Source organism: Amycolatopsis sp. NPDC043887, assembly GCF_056435665.1.
This window is the reverse complement of the sequence record NZ_JBWKEB010000004.1, coordinates 83666-102979: the sequence shown is the minus strand read 5'-3', so window position 1 is coordinate 102979 and position 19314 is coordinate 83666. Positions and strand designations below refer to the sequence as shown.

The 19314-nt window shown below is 68.9% G+C and carries 18 protein-coding genes; 4 read left to right on the top strand and 14 right to left on the bottom strand.

What is annotated here, in order from left to right; all coding sequences use genetic code 11:
- Nucleotides 1–298: 298 nt before the first annotated feature.
- The 4 genes from AC069H_RS12620 to AC069H_RS12605 all read right to left on the bottom strand — a co-directional run bounded on the left by AC069H_RS12620 (nt 299) and on the right by AC069H_RS12605 (nt 3508).
- On the bottom strand, nt 299–964 hold the full coding sequence (locus AC069H_RS12620) for a helix-turn-helix transcriptional regulator (RefSeq protein ID WP_340683040.1): 666 nt from the start codon (nt 962–964) through the stop codon (nt 299–301).
- Nucleotides 965–1465: 501 nt separating this feature from the next.
- Entirely contained in the window at nt 1466–1801 is a 336-nt protein-coding gene (locus AC069H_RS12615; protein WP_478232329.1) for a hypothetical protein, read from the bottom strand.
- Between the two features lie 172 nt (nt 1802–1973).
- Entirely contained in the window at nt 1974–2759 is a 786-nt protein-coding gene (locus AC069H_RS12610) for an SDR family oxidoreductase (RefSeq protein WP_478232328.1), read from the bottom strand.
- The gene (locus AC069H_RS12605) at nt 2756–3508 is read right to left on the bottom strand and encodes an SDR family oxidoreductase (RefSeq protein WP_340683043.1); all 753 of its coding nucleotides are present in this window, start codon (nt 3506–3508) and stop codon (nt 2756–2758) included. Before AC069H_RS12605 ends, AC069H_RS12610 begins: the two co-directional genes overlap by 4 nt.
- Before the next feature lie 122 nt (nt 3509–3630).
- Here AC069H_RS12605 and AC069H_RS12600 point away from each other — a divergent pair, with 122 nt between their 5' ends.
- Nucleotides 3631–4245 carry a TetR/AcrR family transcriptional regulator gene (locus AC069H_RS12600; protein ID WP_340683044.1) on the top strand — a complete coding sequence of 205 codons (615 nt, stop codon included), beginning with the start codon at nt 3631–3633 and terminating at the stop codon, nt 4243–4245.
- Nucleotides 4246–4403: 158 nt separating this feature from the next.
- The gene (locus AC069H_RS12595) at nt 4404–5774 is read left to right on the top strand and encodes an MFS transporter (RefSeq protein ID WP_478232327.1); all 1371 of its coding nucleotides are present in this window, start codon (nt 4404–4406) and stop codon (nt 5772–5774) included.
- Here AC069H_RS12595 and AC069H_RS12590 read toward each other — a convergent pair.
- A complete protein-coding gene (locus AC069H_RS12590; RefSeq protein WP_478232326.1) occupies nt 5733–6692 on the bottom strand; it encodes a helix-turn-helix transcriptional regulator in 960 nt (319 codons plus the stop codon). The genes AC069H_RS12595 and AC069H_RS12590 overlap by 42 nt on opposite strands.
- 143 nt (nt 6693–6835) lie before the next feature.
- On the opposite strand from AC069H_RS12590, the gene AC069H_RS12585 reads away from it, so the two are divergent.
- Nucleotides 6836–7273 (top strand): nucleoside deaminase, encoded by a 438-nt coding sequence (locus AC069H_RS12585; protein ID WP_478232564.1) that lies wholly within the window; start codon nt 6836–6838, stop codon nt 7271–7273.
- On the opposite strand, the gene AC069H_RS12580 is transcribed toward AC069H_RS12585, so the two are convergent.
- Entirely contained in the window at nt 7270–8529 is a 1260-nt protein-coding gene (locus AC069H_RS12580; RefSeq protein WP_478232325.1) for a GGDEF domain-containing protein, read from the bottom strand. The two genes, AC069H_RS12585 and AC069H_RS12580, sit on opposite strands and share 4 nt — an antisense overlap.
- A gap of 223 nt (nt 8530–8752) precedes the next feature.
- On the opposite strand from AC069H_RS12580, the gene AC069H_RS12575 reads away from it, so the two are divergent.
- The gene (locus AC069H_RS12575) at nt 8753–9703 is read left to right on the top strand and encodes a chitinase (protein WP_478232324.1); all 951 of its coding nucleotides are present in this window, start codon (nt 8753–8755) and stop codon (nt 9701–9703) included.
- Nucleotides 9704–9846: 143 nt separating this feature from the next.
- On the opposite strand, the gene AC069H_RS12570 is transcribed toward AC069H_RS12575, so the two are convergent.
- From AC069H_RS12570 to AC069H_RS12535, 8 genes are all read right to left on the bottom strand, one after another.
- Complete coding sequence (locus AC069H_RS12570) at nt 9847–11385, bottom strand: ABC transporter substrate-binding protein (RefSeq protein WP_478232323.1); 1539 nt, start codon at nt 11383–11385, stop codon at nt 9847–9849.
- A gap of 49 nt (nt 11386–11434) precedes the next feature.
- Complete coding sequence (locus AC069H_RS12565) at nt 11435–13465, bottom strand: hypothetical protein (protein ID WP_478227589.1); 2031 nt, start codon at nt 13463–13465, stop codon at nt 11435–11437.
- A 177-nt stretch (nt 13466–13642) separates the two neighbouring features.
- Nucleotides 13643–14158: a hypothetical protein gene (locus AC069H_RS12560; RefSeq protein ID WP_478232322.1), complete on the bottom strand. Its 516-nt coding sequence runs from the start codon at nt 14156–14158 to the stop codon at nt 13643–13645.
- A 123-nt stretch (nt 14159–14281) separates the two neighbouring features.
- A complete protein-coding gene (locus AC069H_RS12555) occupies nt 14282–14551 on the bottom strand; it encodes a hypothetical protein (protein WP_034311873.1) in 270 nt (89 codons plus the stop codon).
- Between the two features lie 86 nt (nt 14552–14637).
- The gene (locus AC069H_RS12550) at nt 14638–15270 is read right to left on the bottom strand and encodes a TetR/AcrR family transcriptional regulator (RefSeq protein WP_478227587.1); all 633 of its coding nucleotides are present in this window, start codon (nt 15268–15270) and stop codon (nt 14638–14640) included.
- Nucleotides 15267–16118, bottom strand: a complete 852-nt coding sequence (locus AC069H_RS12545; RefSeq protein WP_478232321.1) for an SDR family oxidoreductase — start codon at nt 16116–16118, stop codon at nt 15267–15269. The genes AC069H_RS12550 and AC069H_RS12545 overlap by 4 nt, the downstream gene beginning before the upstream one ends.
- A gap of 67 nt (nt 16119–16185) precedes the next feature.
- The gene (locus AC069H_RS12540) at nt 16186–17352 is read right to left on the bottom strand and encodes an acyl-CoA dehydrogenase family protein (RefSeq protein ID WP_478232320.1); all 1167 of its coding nucleotides are present in this window, start codon (nt 17350–17352) and stop codon (nt 16186–16188) included.
- Nucleotides 17349–19301 (bottom strand): acetyl/propionyl/methylcrotonyl-CoA carboxylase subunit alpha, encoded by a 1953-nt coding sequence (locus tag AC069H_RS12535; RefSeq protein WP_478232319.1) that lies wholly within the window; start codon nt 19299–19301, stop codon nt 17349–17351. The genes AC069H_RS12540 and AC069H_RS12535 overlap by 4 nt, the downstream gene beginning before the upstream one ends.
- Between the last annotated feature and the right edge of the window lie 13 nt (nt 19302–19314).

Below are 19314 nucleotides of genomic sequence, written 5' to 3'. Positions count from 1 at the left end.
CGGCGGGATTTCGAGCGCGAAGCGGCGCGGGTCGGCGCGCGGACCCGGGTCGATCAAGACCGACAGAAGTCACAACCGAAGGAAACAAGGCATGAACCAGCGACACCATCGAAGTGACCGCCCGGCTACCAGCTGACTCGCTCGACAGGCCGCTATCCGCTCAAACGAGCGAAATCACCGCGCGGGTCATTACGAATTCTGCCGAAATACATGCAAACGAAGTGGCCGTTCACTGGGACCGCACCGTGATCGCACGAGCACGTCACGCGATGGCCACCCGCGCGTCAGATCCCGGCGATCAGCTCGCGCGCCGGGACTCCGGCACCCGCGGCGGCCAGGCCGTCGAGTCCAGCAGGCCGGTGGCGAAGGCGCGTGAAACCAGTTCGACCCGGTTGCGCGCCTTGAACTTCCGCTGGAGGCGGGCGACGTGATAGTCGATGCCCTGCCGGCTCAGGTAGAACTTGTCGGCCATCTCCAGACTGGACAGGCCACTGGCGATCCCCTGGAGGATCTTCGCCTCGATGTCGGTGACCGAGCCGAGGTGTTCGGCGCGGGCGACGGCGGGCGCCGCCTCCGGGAGCATGGTCAGCAGGATCGCCGTACCCGGCGCCCGCATCCGGCCCGCCATGATGGTCAGCCTGTCGGAGCCGCCGGAACCGAGCCCGGTGACACTGCCGCGGAACCGCTGTTCCCAGCCTTCGGCGACCCGGTTCAGCCGGTCGCGTAAATGGTCCGGACCAGTGGTGACCAGCTCGGGGAACGATTCGCCGAGCACGTCGGCGGGACGGCGGCCGAGCAGGCGGAAGAACGCGGCGTTGCCGCTGCCGAGCCGCAAGCCGGCACTGAGCGCCGCGAGCGGCATGTCGGCGACTTCCACGAATTCGCTGATGGTTCCGGGTCGTACGGTGCGACCCGCGTCGAAAGCGCGCGTGCCGATCGGGGAAATCGTTCGGATGCCGGCCATGGAAAGCCCCCTTCTGCCTGAGCCAAATGTGTCCACCAAAGCCGTCCCTGCCCAAGACTCGGCAAACACTACGAAGCGGCGATCCACGAGGTCAACGAATTCCGGAGCAGTTCGTGGCCACCGAACCCACCGTGCGGACGGGCCGCACCGAAGGTTCGGTATCGGGGCCTCGGCTGGAGAATCCTCAGCTCAGCGGCCGGTTCGGCGACCGAACCTCGCACCGAGAGGGAGGCGAAGCGAATTCCACGTGAAGAAACTCTCGCGTTTTCGCTCCGTCACGATAGCACCGAATCCGCCGATCCTTAACATTGATTTAAGGTGGGCCCGGATCGCGATTCGCGAAGCGGGTGGCCCGATGATCGGTACACGGCCGGTGACCGCCTGTCGATCGACCGAATGGCCTTCAGCGAAGAAAACGATCGGCCGACCGGAACCTTCTATCCATTGTAGACACAGAGCCGCCACGGGCGTGGTGACACCCGGGGCGGCTCCGCTGGAGAATCAGACGGTTTCGCGCGTGGTCACCGCGTCCTTCTCGGCGGCCAGCGCGGTGCAGGTGCGCACCCAGAGTTCCCAGCCGCGCAGCGCCTGGTTGCAGTTCCAGCCGGTCCAGCGGCCCGCCTGCGCGCCCTCGTTGCCGGCGCGGTTGCAGGCGGTTTTGCTGCTCCAGCCCTCACTCACCTTGCGATACGGCGTGCAGGAAGCCGCTGCGACGTCGCCCGGCACCCCGGCCGCGCACGGTTCCGCGGTGCTCGCCATCGCCGATCCCGCGGTCAGCACCGACCCGGCGAGGGTGGCGGCGAGAACGGCACCACGGATCACGAAGCGTTTGTTCATCGAGTTTTCCTTACCGCGAGCAAGACCCCTGCCCACAGTGGCCGATCCGCCGACGAAGATCAACCGCCTTGTGCCGGGCGAGTCACCGTGGTCGTGAGTGGCGATTCGGGTTCTAAGCCGAATCGCCACTCACGACCACCCGGACCTGCGCAGCCTCCGCAGCCGGGCGAGGTCATTCACCGATGACCTGCTCCACCTTGCGCTGCAGCTTGTTCATCCCGCCGAGCCAGCGGTCGGTCTGCGTGGCCCGCGCGGCGTAGTAGTCCGCGACCTCGGGGTGCGGCAGCACCAGGAACCGGTCGGCGGCGACGGCTTCGAACAGCGCGTCCGCGACCTGCTCAGGCTGGATCGCCGACGCGCCCATCAGCAGCTCGCCCGCGGGGCCGGTGTTTTCCAGCATCGCCGTCCGCACGCCCTGCGGGCAAATGGCCTGCACGGTGAGCCCGCGGTGCCGATAGGTCGCCGACAGCCATTCGGCGAAGGCGAGCGCGCCGTGTTTGGTCACCGAGTAGGACGCCGAACCGAGACTGGTCAGCAATCCCGCCGCCGACACCGTCGAGATGAAGTGGCCGCGGCCACGTTCGAGCCACGGCGGCAGGAGCAGCCGCGCCGCGCGCACGTGTGCCATGACGTTGACGTCCCAGATCCGCGCCCAGTCCTCCTCGGGCGCGTCCACGCCGCCCATCGGCGCGATCCCGGCGTTGGCGCAGAAGACGTCGATCTCGCCGAGGGTTTCGCGCGCCGCTTCGATCAGGGACGCGACACCCGCTTCGCTCGCGGCGTCACCGGCGACGGCGGTCCCGCCGATCTCCTTCGCGACCTCGGCCGCGGCCTCCCCGTTCAGGTCACCGACGACGACCCGGGCGCCCTCGGCGGCGAACCGGCGGGCGAGGACGGCCCCGATGCCGCCGCCCCCGCCGGTGACGACGACCCCGGAACCGGTGAACGACGCGGTCACAGGCCACCCGCCAGCGTGACGCCGCCGTCGAGGACCACCGTCTGCCCGGTGATCCAGCCTGCCTCTTCCGACAGCAGGAACGACACGGCGCTCGCGATGTCCGCCGGAACGCCGAGGCGCTTCATCGGGTACGACTCGGAGACCTCTTCTTCGCGGCCTTCGTACAGCGCGGTCGCGAACTTGGTCTTGACCACGGCCGGCGCGACGGCGTTCACGCGGATCTTCGGGCCCAGTTCGAAGCCGAGCTCCTTGGTGAGCCGGATCAGCGCGGCCTTGCTGACGCCGTACATGCCGATCCCTGGCGAAGCGCCGAGCCCGGCGATGGACGCGACGTTCACCACCGCGCCGCCGTGCTCCCCCATCCACGCGTCCCGCGCCCGGCGGGTCCACGAAAGCGGCGCGAGCACGTTGACGGCGAAGATCTTCGCGGCGGCCCCGGGGTCGATGTCCAGGGTCGGCCCGAACACCGGGTTGATACCGGTGTTGTTGACCAGCATGTCGAGCCTGCCGAAGGTTTCGATGGTCTTGGCGACGGCCTCGTCCTGGTGCGCCTCGTCGTCGGCCTTCCCCGGAACGGCGATGGCGACGGCCTCGCCACCCAGTTCGGCCACGGCCTCGGCCAGCGGCTCCGGCTTGCGCGCGGTGATGCACACCTTCGCGCCGCGCTCGACCAGTTCCTTGGCGATCCCGAGGCCGATACCCCGGCTGGCGCCGGTGACGATCGCGACGCGATCCTTGAACGAGTTCACTCTTCGATCTCCTCTGTGTTCACTGGCGACGCAATCACTAAGCGAGCGCTCACTTACAATGGGAAGGTCCGGAGACGGTGTCAAGCCCGCCATCCGGAACGAGCGTCTGGGAGGATCTGCGGATGACCATGTCGCTGTCGGCCGAGCTGTGGCCCGACGTCCAGCCGGAGACGGCACGGCGGCTGATGCTGGCGGGGGTCGAATCCTTCGCGCGCCGTGGCTATCACGCGACCACCACCCGGGACATCGCCTCGGCGGCGGGCATGAGCCCCGCGGCGCTGTACGTGCACTTCCCGTCCAAGGCCGCCCTGCTGTTCGCGATCTCGAAGTACGGCCACGAGCAGACGCTCTCACTGGTCGAGAGTGTCGTGGCACGGGAGACCGACCCGGTCGTGCGGATCCGGCTGCTGGTCGAGGACTTCGTGGCATGGCACGCGCGGAGGCACACCGTGGCCCGCGTCGTGCAGTACGAACTGCACGCGCTGCCCGACGAGGAGTTCGAGATCGTCGCGAAACTGCGCCGCCGCATCGAGCAGGTCGTGCGCGAGGTCATCACCGAAGGCGCCGCGGCGGGCGTGTTCACCGTCGGCGACCCGCACACCGCCGCCCGCGCCGTGCTCTCGCTCGGCGTCGACGTCTCCCGCTGGTACAGCGAGCGAACGCGCCAGACCCCGAAGAAGCTGGGCCAGGAGTACAGCGAGCTGGTGCTGCGCATGCTCGGCACGAAACTCTCCTGACCAGTACTGATCGACCTTTCCCGGCGATACCGCCACCAGAGTGACATACCAACTGGTCGGTATCTAGAATTACCCGTTGAGACGTTGACCACATACTAAGCGGTTGTTAACTTGCCCGGACTGCATCGCCGCAGCAGCGCCGAGCGAAGGGCATCCAGATGGCCGACACCGCACCGAACGCCCCTGAAACCGCCGCCGAACCGACGATCACCGTGTCCCAGCGCAGGAGGGCCGCGACCGCGGCGGCACTCGCCTCCTCGGTCGAGTGGTACGACTACTTCGTCTTCGGGATCGCGGCCGCCCTGGTCTTCGGGAAGACCTTCTTCCCCACCAGCAACGCGGCGGCCGGCGTCCTCGCCTCGTTCGCGACCTTCGCGGTCGGCTTCCTCGCCCGGCCGCTCGGCGGGATCATCGCGGGCAGCCTCGGCGACAAACGGGGCCGGAAACCCGTGCTGGTGCTGGCGATCGCGCTGATGGGCGCGGCGACCACGCTGATCGGCCTGCTGCCGACCTACGACACGATCGGCATCGCCGCACCGATCCTCCTGGTCCTGCTCCGGCTCGTACAGGGGGTCGCCGTCGGCGCCCAGTGGGGTGGCGCGATGCTGCTCGCCACCGAGTACGCGCCGCCCGGCAAACGCGGTCTCTACGGCAGCCTCGTGCAACTCGGCGTCCCGATCGGGGTGGTGCTGGCGAACACGGTGTTCCTGGTCGCCGCCCAGGTCGCGCCGCCGTCGGATTTCCTCGTCTGGGCGTGGCGGATCCCGTTCCTGGTGGGTGTCCTCGTGCTCGGGCTGGCCTGGTACATGCACGTCAAGATCGACGAAACCCCCGAATACCGTCGTGCGGAAGCGAAACTCGCCGCCGAGGAACGCGGCCGCGCCAAGTCGCCGCTGCGCGACATCCTGCGCGACCACAAGGGCACGGTGCTGCTGGCGGGCGGCTCGTTCATGGTCAACACCGCCACCTTCTACATCCTGCTGAACGGTGTCCTCGACTACGCCACCCGTTACCTGGGGATGTCGCGGACCACCGTGCTCGTCGCGACCCTGCTGATCAGCACGCTGCAGCTGGCGATCATCCCGCTGGCGGCGAAACTGTCCGACCGGATCGGCAGGCTCAAGATCTACACCTTCGGCGCGGTGGGGGTCGCGCTCTGGGCGATCCCGATGTTCCTGCTGATCGACACGGCCTCGCTTCCGCTGTTCGTCATCGCCTCGTTCGTCGGGTCGCTGTTCCTCGGCATCATGTACGGCCCGCAGGCGGCGCTGTTCGCCGAGCTGTTCACGGCCGAGATGCGCTACACCGGCGCCTCGCTCGGCTACCAGATCAGCGCGGTCGTCGGCGGCGGGCTGGCGCCGTTCATCATGGTGCTGCTGGAATCCACCGGGACCTCGATGTCGGTCTCGCTCTACATCATCGTGCTGGCCCTGATCTCGCTCGGCTCGATCGGCCTGCTCGCCAAACGCGCACGGTCCACTTCGGACTCAGACGACCGCGCGCGCGAAGCGGTCGGCGACCAGCCGTAGCCGCTCCTTGACCTCGTCCGGCGCCTCCTCCACGACGAAGTCGACGTCCCAATGGGCTAGGTAGTAGGGCATCACGGAAAGGTCGTTGGAACCGACCCGGACCCGGCAGGTGTGCTCGTCGATGGCCTCGATCGTCCCGGCGGTCGGGGACACGTATTCGGCGAGCGCGTCCGCCGAGGCGCTCACCCGCAGCACCATCTGGTGCGGATACGGCGAAGACGTGATCCCGCGGGAGACGTACGCCGCGAGGTCCTCGGCGGGCGGTTCCCTCGGCGTGAACCGGAAACTCGTGTCCGGGACGCCGTCGATGCGGTCGACACGGAAGGTCCGCCAGTCGTCCCGGTCGAGGTCGAACGCGACCAGGTACCACCGGCGCCCGGTGTGCACCAGGCGCAACGGCTCGATGTAACGCTCGCTGACGTCACCGTTGTGGCTGCGGTAGCCGAACCGCAGCCGCTGATGGTCACGGCACGCGGACGCGATGACCGTCAGCGCCGCCGCGTCGATGACCGGGACGACGCCGCCGAGCGGGATCATCGCCGTGTTCAGCGCGGTGATCCGATGCCGCAGCCGCGCGGGGAGCACCTGCTCCAGTTTCGTGAGCGCGCGCACCGAGGTCTCCTCGATCCCCGAGACCGTCCCGTTCGCGGCCGTGCGGAGCCCGACGGCGACCGCGACGGCCTCGTCGTCGTCCAGCAGCAGCGGCGGCAACGCGGCCCCCGCGCCGAGCCGGTAGCCGCCCGCGACGCCGGGAGTGGCGTGCACCGGGTAGCCCAGTTCGCGCAGCCGCTCGACGTCGCGCCGGACCGTTCGGACGTCCACCTGCAGCCGGTCGGCCAGATCGGCGCCCGGCCAGTCGCGGCGTGCCTGCAGCAGGGAGAGCAGCCTCAGCAGCCGTGCCGACGTGCCCGTGGTCATCGGTTCGCTCGCTTCATGGGAGGAGTGTCGCAGATATTCAGGACAGTTCCGGTCCGCATTGGGCTCGTGAGTGGTAATGACGGTTAGAACCGTCCTAGCCACTCACGAGCCGTAAGGTGACTCAGGTGATCGATCCCGCGCGAATGCTGTCCGTCGCCCGTGAAGAGGCCGAACTCGGCAAGGCCGAGGGCGGGGTCCCGATCGGCGCCGCCCTCTTCGACACCGCCGGCGTCCTGCTCGGCCGCGGCCACAACCGCCGGGTCCAGGACGGCGACCCGTCGATGCACGCGGAGACCTCGGCCTTCCGGAACGCGGGCAGGCGGCCGCACTACCGGGACACGATCATGGTCACCACGCTGTCCCCCTGCTGGTACTGCAGCGGGCTGGTGCGCCAGTTCGGCATCGGCCGGGTCGTCATCGGCGAGGCCACCACGTTCGAGGGCGGCCACGGCTGGCTCGAGGAACACGGCGTCGAGATCACCCTGCTCGACGATCCGGCGTGCACCGCGCTGATGACCGAGTTCATCCGGGATCACCCGGACCTGTGGTTCGAAGACATCGGCGTCCCGGCCGAGGACTAGGTTTCGGCCTCGAAGACGACGGTCCGGTTGCGCCCGGCTCCCTTCGCCGCGCGCAGCGCCTGGTCCGCCGCGCCGACGAGCCGGTCGAGTGTCTCGCCGCAGGTGGGATGCGACGACACTCCGATCGAGACGGTCGTCCCCGCGAACGTCCCACCCAGTGAGACGAACGTCGAGGAGATCCGCAGCCGGATGCGTTCGGCGATCGCGTGCGCGTCGAACCGGCTCGTGCCGGGCAGCAGGACCACGAATTCCTCGCCGCCGAACCGGCCGACCAGGTCCGCGGCACGGACCTCGGCGCGCAAGGTGTCCGCCACGGCCCGCAGGACGTCGTCCCCGACGTGCCTGCCGTGCCGGTCGTTGAGCCGGGCGAAATGGTCGAGATCGAGCATCAGCAGCGAAAGATCGGCGCCACGGCCGCGAAGCAGCTCGAACTGGGTGCGGGCACCGTCCAACCAGGACGACGCGGTGAGCAGTCCCGTGCCGGAGTCCGTGCCCGCGTGACCACGCAGCGCACGCATCGTCCCCGCCCGGTGAAGTACCACGAGCGCGCCCGCGAGTACCACGGTGACGAACGGCCAGTCCGCCGCCGACCACGCGAGCAACAGTCCGAACGCGACCATCGCCGCGTCGAAGGCGAATCCCGACGGTTCCGCCCCGAATTCGGCCGCCGGTGCGGCCAAGGCCGCGTCGACGGACAGGAAAACCAGACCGGTCGCGAAAACCAGGGCGAAACTTTCGAAATCCCTTGCCGCGCCGATGAACGGCGGCGCACCCAGCAGTACCGGGATGATCGAGGCGCCGAGCGCCGAAAGCATGGTCGCGGACGCCGCGAACACCTGCCGGTGCGGGATCCCGCGCCGGATCCGGAACCAGCGATATCCCGCCGAGGCGACGACGAGCACCGCCGCCAGAGCGGGCGGCAGCAGGAGCGCACCCGCGAAAATCCACGCCGCGTCCAGTCCGGCGCCGAGCCGGGTGTCGGCGCGGGACCGCTCGACGGGGCGCGAAAGCTCCGCACTGAGGACCATTCCGGTTAACAGAGCGGAAAACGGAAGAAACGACGACGGCGCGGGCGGCCGCAGGACGAAGAGGTAGGTGGTGGCGGCGATGGCGGCGAAGTCGACGAGGAGCAGGTACCCGATCAGGCCTCGCCTGGGTAATTCCCACAGGCTCCACGAGCCTAGTGCCCGCCGCGGCGTGGCGAACCGGCCTCTCCGGTCGCGGCTTCCGGTCGCCATCAGGGAGTCCCCCACCATTTCGGCAAACTAGCCGGTAATCGCGATGGTGTCGATCCGCTTTCCGGGTCATGGCCCCCTACTAAGGTAGGTCGTTTCCGGCGGGTATTCCGGTGAATTCTTGACAGTCCTCAATGGTCTAGTCCACCGTGAGTAGGCGCACCCTCCCAGTTGATACGCCGCGTCAAGACGGAGGTGCTCCACACCTGCGCGCCTCGCCGCGCGCGTACCAGTTGGAGGACCGATGAAATCCTTACGACGCTGGGCAACACTGGCCACCACCGTCGGCGCCGCTCTCGCCACGGCCGCCGGCCTCGCCCCCGTCGCCTCGGCGGCCCCGGATCCGGTGCTCGCCTCACCCTATCTGTACCAGTGGTCGGGACAGACGGACCCGATCGCCGCCATGAACGCCACCGGCGTCAAGGCCTTCACCCTCGCGTTCATCCTCTCCGACGGCGGATGCAACCCGAAATGGGACGGCAGCCGTTCCCTCACCGGCTCCGACGCCACGATGATCAACAACATCCGGGCCAAGGGCGGTGACGTCATCCCGTCGTTCGGTGGCTGGTCGGGCACGAAGCTCGGCCCGAAGTGCGGCACTCCCGCGGCACTCGCCGGTGCGTATCAGAAGGTCATCGACGCCTACAAACTCAAGGCGATCGACCTCGACGTCGAGAACACCGACGAGTTCGAGAACTACACCGTCCAGGACCGGATCCTGAACGCCGTCAAGATCACGAAGCGGAAGAACCCCGGCCTGCGCGTGGTCATCACCATCCCGACCGAGGTCGGCGGCCCCAACGCGCACGGCAAGCGGCTGATCAACCAGTCGAAGGTGCTAGGCGCGGGCGTCGACGCGTGGTCGGTCATGCCGTTCGACTTCTCCAGCGGCGGTGACATGGCCGGCAAGACCCGCAGTGCCGTGGACGGGCTGAAGAATGTCGTGAAGTCCACTTTCGGCCTGAGTGACGACGCGGCCTACCGGCGCAGCGGGCTTTCGTCGATGAACGGGAAGACCGATGTGGCGGGCGAGACCGTCAGCGTCGCCGACTTCCGCGCGATCCGCGACTACGCGGCGAGCAAACATCTCGCCCGGCTGTCGTTCTGGGCCGTGAACCGCGACTGCGACAACTGCGCGGGAATCTCGCAGGGCAAGTACGACTACACCAAGATCGTGGCGGGTTACACCGGCTGACTTCCGTTCCCCACCGGTGTCAGTCCGTGAAGGCCTCCTTCCCTACCTTGAGAGTAGGGAAGGAGGCCTTCACTACGCGTGGCGTAACGCCAGAACGCGTCGCGAAGGCCCTACCCCTCAAGAGAACTCGGAACCGGAGCGAGTCAGCGACCGCAGTCCGGCGCCGTGTTCAGCGGCCGCCCGCGCGACCACACGAGGTCGACCGGATGCACCGAACCGTCCGGATCGATCGACAGGATCGGCAACGCCTTGTCGAGCTGGTTCCCCGTCGCCTGGTCGAACGCGATGAAGCCGGTCGCGCCGGGCACCGGGGAGTTGCAGTCGATGCTGCGCAACACGTTCGCCACCGAGACCGGATCCGCCGACACGTTCTGCACGGCCGCTTCGACGGCCGCGGCGACCGCGTCGTGTTCGATCATCGCGGCGCCGTCCCACAATTCCCCCTTGGGAAAACCGTGGGTACCGGTGAATTCCGCGACGAAGTTGTCGTAGTTCTTCTTGTACGTGGGATGCGCCGGGTCGGCGGCGAACATATCCCACTGGTCGGGATAAGCGAGCGCCGTGTAGCGGAGCCGGACACTGATGTCCTTGTTCAGCTCCAAGGGTTTTCCGGCGAGCGTGCTCGCGTCGTCCCCGGTCATCACGGTCACCGTGTCGAGGCCCTCGCAGGCGCCGTCGCCCGCCAGCGCCGCCACGAGGGCACCGAGATCGAGCCCGCGGCCGGCGAAGTAGATCAGATCGGGTTTCGCACCGCAGATGTCGTTGTGCCATCTGCTGAACAGCCCCCGCAGGTACGCCTCGCGCGAAGTGTCGGCGAGCGGTTTGACGTCATAGGTCTTGGTGAACACGACCGGGACCTTCGACGAGTTCTGGAACGCCTCGGCGAGCGTGGTCGCGTAGGTGTCCTCCTTGCTGACTCCCTGGATCAGCATCACGCGCCGGAATCCGTGCGCGGCGATGTATCCGGCCGCGGCGCGGGCCTCGTCGGTGTTGGTCGGGCCCACGCGGAAGAAGTTGTCGATCCGCGCGCCCTTCGGGTCGGTGTTCATGTTGTCCGCGGTGACGGTCGCGCCGATCGTGGCGATACCGTGCCTGGACAGTTCGGCCACCAGCGCCCGGCTGTTCTCCGAGCTGGTACCGACGTCGGTGACCGCCACGATGCGCTGGGCGGCGGCCGCGGCGACGATCTCCTCGGCGACGACGCGCCAGTGATCGGCGTTGCTCCCGTAATTGGCCAGCAGGAGCTTGATCCCCGGCGGCCCGTTCTCCGGCCACGCCGCGGTGATCGCACCCTGGACCTCCCGCCGCACGAACGGGAACGGCTGGCTGTCGACCTTCGGATCGGGCGCGAGGTTCTCCAGCACCACGATGGTCTTGAAGTTGTCCCCCGCCATCTCGTTGCGGCTCTTGATGAACTTCTCCAGCGGGTCGAGCGGATCGTCGTCCCGCATCGGGCCGGAGTCGAGGTTCAGCCCGACGCAGACGTAAGACGACCCGACCGACTCCTCGTCCGCGTCCACCGCCCGCAGCCCGGAACCGCAGGACTCCCACGGTCTGAACCCCGCCAGCAACGCCCCTGCCAGCACGACCACGGCCAGGATCAGCAGCAGCCGATGGCGGCGCGCCCAGCCGCGTGGCCGGACCGGCGGTCCCGTCACCGCACGTTCACGGGCCTCGGACATGCGTGTTCTCAACGAATCGAGCCAGGACATCACAGAGTTCCGTTCCGGGTCAGGGGAATTCGCCGCGGCGGGCGGCTTCCTTCGCCGACACGAGCGCGCCGACGTCGGGCTGATGCGAGGTGGTGGCCAGCGCGGCGAAGGCGTTCGCGATCACCTGGTGCTGGTTCTGCCCGCGCACGGCGAACGGGTTGGCGGTCAGCCAGCCCGCCGCGATGAGCCGGGCGACGTTGTTCCGGATCTCGGATCGGTCGTTCGGGCACCGCGCGTTGTCCAGATTGACGAGTTCTTCGTACAGCTCCGCGTGATCCCGCTCGGGCGGCAGATCGTCCGGCGCGTTCAGGACCAGCTCGAGTTTCGCGATCCACTCCGCGTGCGGGATCCGGTTGAACTCGCGTTCGAAGAAGGCGACCACCTCGCCGATGTCGCCCAGCGCGAGGTTGCAGTAGGCCAGGCGCACCGGATCCTGCGCGGTGTCCGGATCGTCGCGCAGGGCCTTGAACTGGTCGGTGTAGGTCGGCCCGTCGCCGTCGCCGCGCCGGGCCAGCGCGGACACCAGGTTCGCGGCGATCCAGGGATGCAGGGCCGCCTGGTCGTCCGTGGAACCCGGCGAGTTCCGCGCCCTCACCCACAACGAGGTGCGCAGTTCGGTCAGGATCCGCCCGACGTGCGGCTGGTCGATCCGGCTCTGAGCGGCGTCCGGGATCAGCCAGGGCGCGGTCGCGAACGGGGCCGCGGTCACGAAGTCGTCGACGTGGACGTCGTCGAGGTGCTCGGTCAAAGCGAGCTCGGTCAGCCTGCGGTAGCAGGGATCCTGTTCGTCACGAGGATCGGTGGTGAGCAGATCGCGGTCGCCTTCGCGCGCGTCGCTCGCCCGCAACCGCCCCGCGAGCTGTTCGACCGCCGACGGCAGTCCACCGGTCGCCCGGTGCGCGAGCGTGACCTTGGGCGTGCGCGCGCCGGAATCGAGGATGCGCGCGATCCGCCCGATCGACTGGGGCGAGATCCGGACCGGGTAGTAGGGCGAGTCGAGCGCCCCGTTGGCCGGGTTCGCCCAGTCGTCGTACGAGGCCTCCTCGCAGTCCGCGATCGTCCGGACGGCGGGCGGGGCGCCGGACGCGGGTTTCCACGGCGCCAGCCAGGCGGTCCCCCAGTCGTCGTGCCACCGCCCGCTGGTGGCGATCACCAGCAGCGCGTCGTGGGCTTCGCGGTCGTTCGGATGCTGGACGGCGTAGCGCTCCCGCGCGGCGATGAGGTCGGCGAGGAACTCGGTGCCGCCGGCGTGGTCGACGTCGTCCAGCACCACCACCCAGTTGTGCCAGTGCCTGCGCTGCGGCGAGATGTCGCAGGTGCAGGGGCTCTTCTCCTCCGGCTTGGCCATCCGCGGATGGTTCTCCCGGACGTCGCCGAGGAACGCCGCCATCAGCCACTCGTTGACCGCCTTGGCGTCGCGGGCGCTGCCGTGCGCGAGCCGGTTGAGTTCGAGCAGCGCGTCGAACGGCGATCTCCCCTCGGCGTTGGGGAAGTCCGCGAGCGACCGCAGCGCTTTGCCGAGCCGCGGCCGGATGTTCCGGACCAGATGCGGGAACGTCTGGCGGAACAAGTCCGCATACGGGGGCTCGACGAGGCCGGTCGCCTTCGCCGTCTCGGTCAGCGTGTCGAGCGCTCTGTCCAGCGCCGGTGTCCAGATGATTCCGTGAAAACTGTTGAGCAGCGACTTCAGTTGCACGAGGTCTTCGTCGCGATTTCGGCCGGAAAGCTCCGCCTGAACTGCGATCAACGCGATCGTGAACCGAACAAACTGCGGTTTCGGCCGATTTCGCCATTTACTCGACAACCCATAGGCCAGTTTCGTGAGCACGTCGATCGTGCCCGCCCTGCCGCCCTGCCCGAAATCGAATCCGGCGTGCACGACACCCCAGCCCAGGTCACGGCGGATCGCTTCCAGTGCCGTGGTCTTCCCCGAACCGACCGGCCCGAGCAGCAGCGTCACCGGCTGCGGGCGGGACGGATTCCCCGTCTCGCGGTTGAGCAGCATTCTCCGGGCGAGCTGCACCGCGGGAGAATGTCGGTCCACACTCATTTTTCCTGTTCAACCCCTAGTCATGCTCCGGGAGGAATGGAGAGCGCGAACCATCGTAGGTACCCGGCCGGAGCCGGGACACCGGAAAAAGGGCACCGGACACGAACGGACGAATTCAGGGGATGAATCGTAATTCTTGTTCGACAGCGCGCGACGCCGTCGATCACCCGATCGGCGCTATCTACCCCATTGCGGCCGGCGGCCGCCGCCGGGGTATCCGCCGTGATTCCAGTCGTAATACCACCCGTGGTGACCGGCACGCGGATCCGGCCGTTCCTCGGGCCGCGGCGTGGGCGCCGGGGACGGCGTCTCCGAGCCGTGCATCGACGCGGTCATCGGCGGCGGAGGGGCGACACTGCCACCCGAAGGCCCCGACGGGACGGGTGAGGACACCGCGTCGTCCGGGACCTCGACGGCCTGCGGGGCGATGGTCGGCGACGGCGGCGGGAGCGGCGTCCCGGGGACGACCTCGGCCTGGTCGCTCGGGGTGAGCAGCACGGCCAGCAGCCCGCCGACGACGAGACCGCCCGCCGAAAGCGCCGAGATCCGCCGGATCCTCCCGCTCCCGGGAGCGGCGTCCGGAGCCCGGTGCTTCGGCCTGCGCGGCTCCCGGCGACGGGGTGCGGCGCCGGCTTTCCGCATCAACTCGCTGAGGGCGTCCGCGCCGGAATCGTGGCGAGCCGTGCGTGCCATCGGCACCTCCCTACCCGGTCCGCCGCTCGACGGCGACGGCCTCATCCCGGGGTGGATCCTAGGAACGCGGGAGGTGGTTGTAAACGGTCGTCGTCCACTGCGGACAGACGATGCGGTGAAGGGTCAGGCTGCCGCGGTGACCGCGATGGCGGCTTCGCCGGCCTCGGTCAGCTCGGCGGGCACGCGGCCGGTGACCGCGGCGGGGCCGGTGGACGCGCCGGGGCGGATGTAACCGCCGCGAGCCAGCGCGTGCGCGGTCATCTGATCGCAGCAGGCGAACCCGTCGATGAAGAGATCCGGCTCGCAGCTGCACGACATCTGGGCACGGCGCGCCGCGACCGCTCGCAGCATCGCCATCGCGCGATGGGACAGTTCGATCTCTGAACCGGACACCGGACGGACCTCTCTCGATCAGCTACCTGAATCAGCAGCACTTACACCGTGTTATCGGCCGCTGCTCCATCAGTGTTAACAAGATCTCAGACGTTGTCGGTGACTTCTTGGTTCCGTGAGATCTTCGCCGACGCCAGGGGCGGCTCCAGAACCCGCGCCCACTGGGCGACGATCTGCTTGCGCCGCTTCGTGTCGTCGGTCAGCAGGTTCGCCAGCCCCAGGCCGCGGGCAAGATCGAGAGTGGCCTGGACCAGCTCGCGAACGCCCTGGTGGGACTCGTCGACGCCGAGCAGCTCGACGGTCACCCGGTGCGCTTCCCGCCCGACCCGCGCCTCCAGCGGCACCAGGGTCGCGCGCAGGGCCTCGTCGGTCGACGCCGCGACCCAGAGGTGGAGCGCGGCGCGGAACAGCGGCCCGCTGTAGAGGTTGAGCACCATGTCGACGGCCCGCTCGATCCGCGACCGCCCCGACGGCAGTTCCGCGGCGCGGGCGCGCAGTTCCACGATCTGGATCTCGCCGACATGCTCGACCGCGGCCGCGACCAGGTCCTCCCTGGTCGGGAAGTGGTGCTGGGCGGCACCGCGCGAGACACCGGCGCGTTCGGCGATCAGCGCGACGGTGGTCCCGTGCCAGCCCAGCTCCCCGATCGTCTCGACGGCGGCCTCGACCAGCCGCCGCCGGGTCGTCCGGCTGCGCTCTTGCTGCGGTTCGCGGATCATGGCCCTGATTCTGGGGTACGGCTTTCGACCCAGAAATCGAGCTGCAGGTCTTCCTCGCGTCCGCCGACGCGGTACTTCGAGAAGTCCGTGACCCCTTCGGCGGTCAGCACCTCGTCGTCGAGGTAGAAGTTCCCCGTCGCCTCGGTGCTCGGCTTGGTCAGGATCGCGTGCGCCGCGTCCGCCATGATCTCCGGCGTCCGCGACTTGGCCGCCAGTTCCGCGCCGACGACGTTGCGGATCGCCGCGGTGTCGATCGTCGTCCGCGGCCACAGCGAGTTCGCCGCGATCCCGTGCTGCCGCAGTTCCGCGGCCAGCCCGACCGTCACCAGGCTCATCGAGTACTTCGCGATGCTGTACGCGAGGTGCCCGGCCCGGAACCACTTCTCGTCGAGGCTGATCGGCGGCGACAGCGTCAGGATGTGCGCGTTCTCCGCCTGCTTCAGGTACGGGATGGCGAGTTTCGACAGCAGGAAAGACCCGCGCGCGTTGATGTCCTGCATCAGGTCGTAGCGCTTCATGCTGACTGTTTCGGTCGGTGTCAGGTCGATCGCGCTGGCGTTGTTGAGCACGATGTCGATACCGCCGAACTGCTCCGCGGTCCGCGCGATCGCGGCCTCGACCGACGTGTCATCCCGGACGTCGCCGACGATCGGCAACGCCTGCCCGCCGGCGTCCTCGATCGCTTTGGCGGCGGTGTAGAGCGTGCCCGGCAGCTTCGGATGCGGCTCGGCGGTCTTGGCGAGCAGGGCGATGTTCGCTCCGTCGCGGGCCGCGCGGACCGCGATGGCCTCGCCGATCCCGCGGCTGCCGCCGGAGATGATGATCGTCTTGCCGTGCAGCGTGCTCATGAGTTCGCCTTCCGTAGTGGGCTCGTGAGTGGCAAGGACGGTTAGAACCGTCCTTGCCACTCACGAGTCAGTAGGACCGGGGCAGGCCGAGACTGTGCTGGCCGACGAAGTTGAGCACCATCTCGCGGCTCACCGGCGCGATCCGGCCCAGCCGGACGGCCGTGACCAGCGTGCCCAGCCCGTATTCGCTGGCGAGACCGTTGCCGCCGTGGGTCTGCACGGCCTGGTCGACCGCGCGGATGGCGACCTCGGCGGCGGCGTACTTCGCCATGTTCGCCGACTCGCCCGCGCCGAAGTCGTCACCGGAGTCGTAGAGCGACGCGGCCTTCTGCGTCATGAGCTTCGCCAGTTCCAGCTCGATCTTGATCTCGGCCAGCGGATGCGCGAGGCCCTGGTGGGTGCCGATCGGCGCGCCCCACACCTTGCGCTCGTTGGCGTAGGAGACGGCCTTGCCCAGCGCGTAGCGGGCGATGCCCAGCGAGAACGACGCGCCCATGATGCGTTCGGGGTTGAGCCCGGCGAACAGCTGCGCGATCGCCGCGTCCTCCTCGCCGACCAGCGCGTCGGCGGGCAGGTGGACGTCGTCGAGGAACAGGCCGAACTGCTTCTCCGGCGAGACGATGTCCATCTCGATCTGCTTGTACTCGAAACCGGGTGTGTCGGTCGGGACGGTGAACAGCGCGGGCTTGAGCTTGCCGGTCTTCGCGTCTTCGGTGCGGCCGACGATCAGGACGGCGTCCGCCTCGTCGACACCGGAGATGTAGACCTTCCGTCCACTGAGGACCCAGCCGTCGCCGTCGCGTTTCGCGGTGGTGGTGATCTTGTGCGAGTTCGACCCGGCGTCCGGTTCGGTGATCGCGAAGACCATCCGCCCGCTGCCGTCGGCGATGCCGGGCAGCCAGCGCTTCTTCTGCTCCTCGGTGCCGAACCGCGAGATCACCGTGCCGCAGATCGCCGGCGAGACGACCATGAGCAGCAGCGGGCAGCCCGCCGCGGCGAGTTCTTCGAGCACCGCGGCGAGATCCGCGATCCCCGCTCCCCCGCCGCCGTACTCCTCGGGCAGGTTCACGCCGAGGTAGCCGAGCCGTCCGGCCTCGGCCCACAGCTCGTCGGTCTTGAGCCCGGCACGGGCCTGTTTCGCGTAGTACTCGTGCCCGTACTTCTTGCCGAGTTCGGCGACCGCGGCCCGCAGCGCGACGCGCTCCTCGGGCTCGGTGAAGTTCATCGCGTTCATTCGTCGTCTCCTACCACCGCGAGGATCGTGCCCACTTCGACCTGTTGTCCGACCACCACCGGGAGTTCCGTCACGACGCCGTCGGCGGGCGCCGCGATCCGGTGTTCCATCTTCATCGCTTCGAGCCACAGCAACGGATCGCCGGTCTTGACGGTGTCACCCGCCTCGACCGCGAGCCGGACGACCGTGCCCGGCATCGGCGCCACCAGCGATCCGGCGGCGAGCGCCGCGTCGGGATCCGTGTACCTCGGCACCACACCCAGTTCGACGGCGCCTTCCGGCGAATCGACGTACACCGTGTCGCCGTACCGGGCGACGGCGAACTTCCGCCGTACCCCGGACACTTCCAGGACGACGGCGCCGCTCTCGGCGGAAACCGGTTCGACACCTTCGAAACCGTCGGCGCGCAGACCGTCCCGGCCGAGGCTGTAGCCGACTTCGATCTCGACGTCGCCGTGACGGAAACGTTTGCGCTGTCCCTGGGAGCGGACGTTGCGCCAGCCGCTCGGCAGCCGCCGCTGCACCCGCGCGTCCGAGCGGTTCGCCGCCGCCCCCGCCAAAGCTGCGGCCAGCGCCGAAATCCGTACGGTGTCCACAGTGGCCAGTGGGCGGGCCAGGGTTTCGAGACCGTGCCGGTCGAAGAACGCCGTGTCGGTCTCTCCGGCGAGGAAAGCCGCGTGGCGCAACACGTTCACCAGCAGATCGCGGTTGGTCACCACACCGTGGATCTCCGCGCCTGCCAAGGCGCCGGCCAGTGCCCGCGCCGCGCTCCGGCGATCCGGGGCGTAGGCGATGACCTTGGCGAGCATCGGGTCGTAGTGCACGCCGATGGTCTGCCCGCTGACGAACCCGGAGTCGAGCCGGACACCCGGGCCGACTTCGAATTCCCGCTGTGCCGCGGGAAGCTCGAACCGGTGCAAGGTGCCGCTCTGCGGCTGCCAGCCGGCGGCGGGATCCTCGGCGTAGAGCCGGACCTCGATCGCGTGGCCCCGCGTCTCCGGCTCGTCGATCGGGAGGTGCTCCCCTTCCGCGATCCGCAGCTGCAGCGAGACGAGGTCGAGCCCGGTCGTGACCTCGGTGACCGGATGCTCCACCTGGAGCCGGGTGTTCATCTCCAGGAAGTAGAACCGCCCGTCCGGCCCGGCGAGGAACTCGACCGTCCCGGCGCCGACGTAGTCGATCGCCTGCGCGGCCTTGCGCGCGGCGTCGAACAACGCCTCCCGCATGGCTTCGTCGACGAACGGCGACGGCGCCTCTTCGACGACCTTCTGGTGACGGCGCTGGATCGAGCATTCGCGCTCCCCCACCGCCCATACCGTGCCGTGGGTGTCGGCGAGCACCTGGACCTCGATGTGACGGCCGGTCTCCAGGTACCGCTCGCAGAACACGGTCGGGTCGCCGAACGCCGACGCGGCCTCCGCGCTCGCGCCTTCGACGGCCTCGGCGAGTTCGCCGAGCGAGCGCACGACGCGCATTCCGCGTCCGCCACCTCCGGCGGATGCCTTGACCAGCAAGGGAAGGTCTGCTTCGGTGACCTCGGCCGGGTCCAATTCGGACAGGATCGGAACCCCGGCTTCGGCCATCATCCGCTTGGACTCGACCTTGGAGCCCATGCTCTCGATGGCTTCCGGCGGCGGCCCGACCCAGGTGAGCCCGGCGTCGATCACGGCGCGGGCGAACGCGGCGTTCTCGGACAGGAAACCGTAGCCGGGGTGGATCGCGTCGGCGCCGGTCTCGACGGCCGCCTTGATCAGCAGCTCAGCGCGCAGGTACGTGTCGGCGGGCGCGTTGCCCGGCAGGCGGACGGCGACATCAGCCTCGGCGGTGTGCGGCGCGTCGGCGTCCGCGTCGGAGAACACCGCGACCGTGCCGATCCCGGCGTCGCGACAGGTGCGGAACACGCGGCGGGCGATCTCACCGCGGTTGGCGACCAGCAATTTCTCGATCATGCCGCTCACATTC

Coding starts and splice junctions, on each gene's coding strand:
- AC069H_RS12620 (WP_340683040.1), bottom strand. CDS start 964: ATGGCCGGCATCCGAACGATTTCCCCGATCGGCACGCGCGCTTTCGAC.
- AC069H_RS12615 (WP_478232329.1), bottom strand. CDS start 1,801: ATGAACAAACGCTTCGTGATCCGTGGTGCCGTTCTCGCCGCCACCCTC.
- AC069H_RS12600 (WP_340683044.1), top strand. CDS start 3,631: ATGACCATGTCGCTGTCGGCCGAGCTGTGGCCCGACGTCCAGCCGGAG.
- AC069H_RS12595 (WP_478232327.1), top strand. CDS start 4,404: ATGGCCGACACCGCACCGAACGCCCCTGAAACCGCCGCCGAACCGACG.
- AC069H_RS12590 (WP_478232326.1), bottom strand. CDS start 6,692: ATGACCACGGGCACGTCGGCACGGCTGCTGAGGCTGCTCTCCCTGCTG.
- AC069H_RS12585 (WP_478232564.1), top strand. CDS start 6,836: ATGCTGTCCGTCGCCCGTGAAGAGGCCGAACTCGGCAAGGCCGAGGGC.
- AC069H_RS12580 (WP_478232325.1), bottom strand. CDS start 8,529: ATGGTGGGGGACTCCCTGATGGCGACCGGAAGCCGCGACCGGAGAGGC.
- AC069H_RS12575 (WP_478232324.1), top strand. CDS start 8,753: ATGAAATCCTTACGACGCTGGGCAACACTGGCCACCACCGTCGGCGCC.
- AC069H_RS12570 (WP_478232323.1), bottom strand. CDS start 11,385: ATGTCCGAGGCCCGTGAACGTGCGGTGACGGGACCGCCGGTCCGGCCA.
- AC069H_RS12565 (WP_478227589.1), bottom strand. CDS start 13,465: ATGAGTGTGGACCGACATTCTCCCGCGGTGCAGCTCGCCCGGAGAATG.
- AC069H_RS12560 (WP_478232322.1), bottom strand. CDS start 14,158: ATGGCACGCACGGCTCGCCACGATTCCGGCGCGGACGCCCTCAGCGAG.
- AC069H_RS12550 (WP_478227587.1), bottom strand. CDS start 15,270: ATGATCCGCGAACCGCAGCAAGAGCGCAGCCGGACGACCCGGCGGCGG.
- AC069H_RS12545 (WP_478232321.1), bottom strand. CDS start 16,118: ATGAGCACGCTGCACGGCAAGACGATCATCATCTCCGGCGGCAGCCGC.
- AC069H_RS12540 (WP_478232320.1), bottom strand. CDS start 17,352: ATGAACGCGATGAACTTCACCGAGCCCGAGGAGCGCGTCGCGCTGCGG.
- AC069H_RS12535 (WP_478232319.1), bottom strand. CDS start 19,301: ATGATCGAGAAATTGCTGGTCGCCAACCGCGGTGAGATCGCCCGCCGC.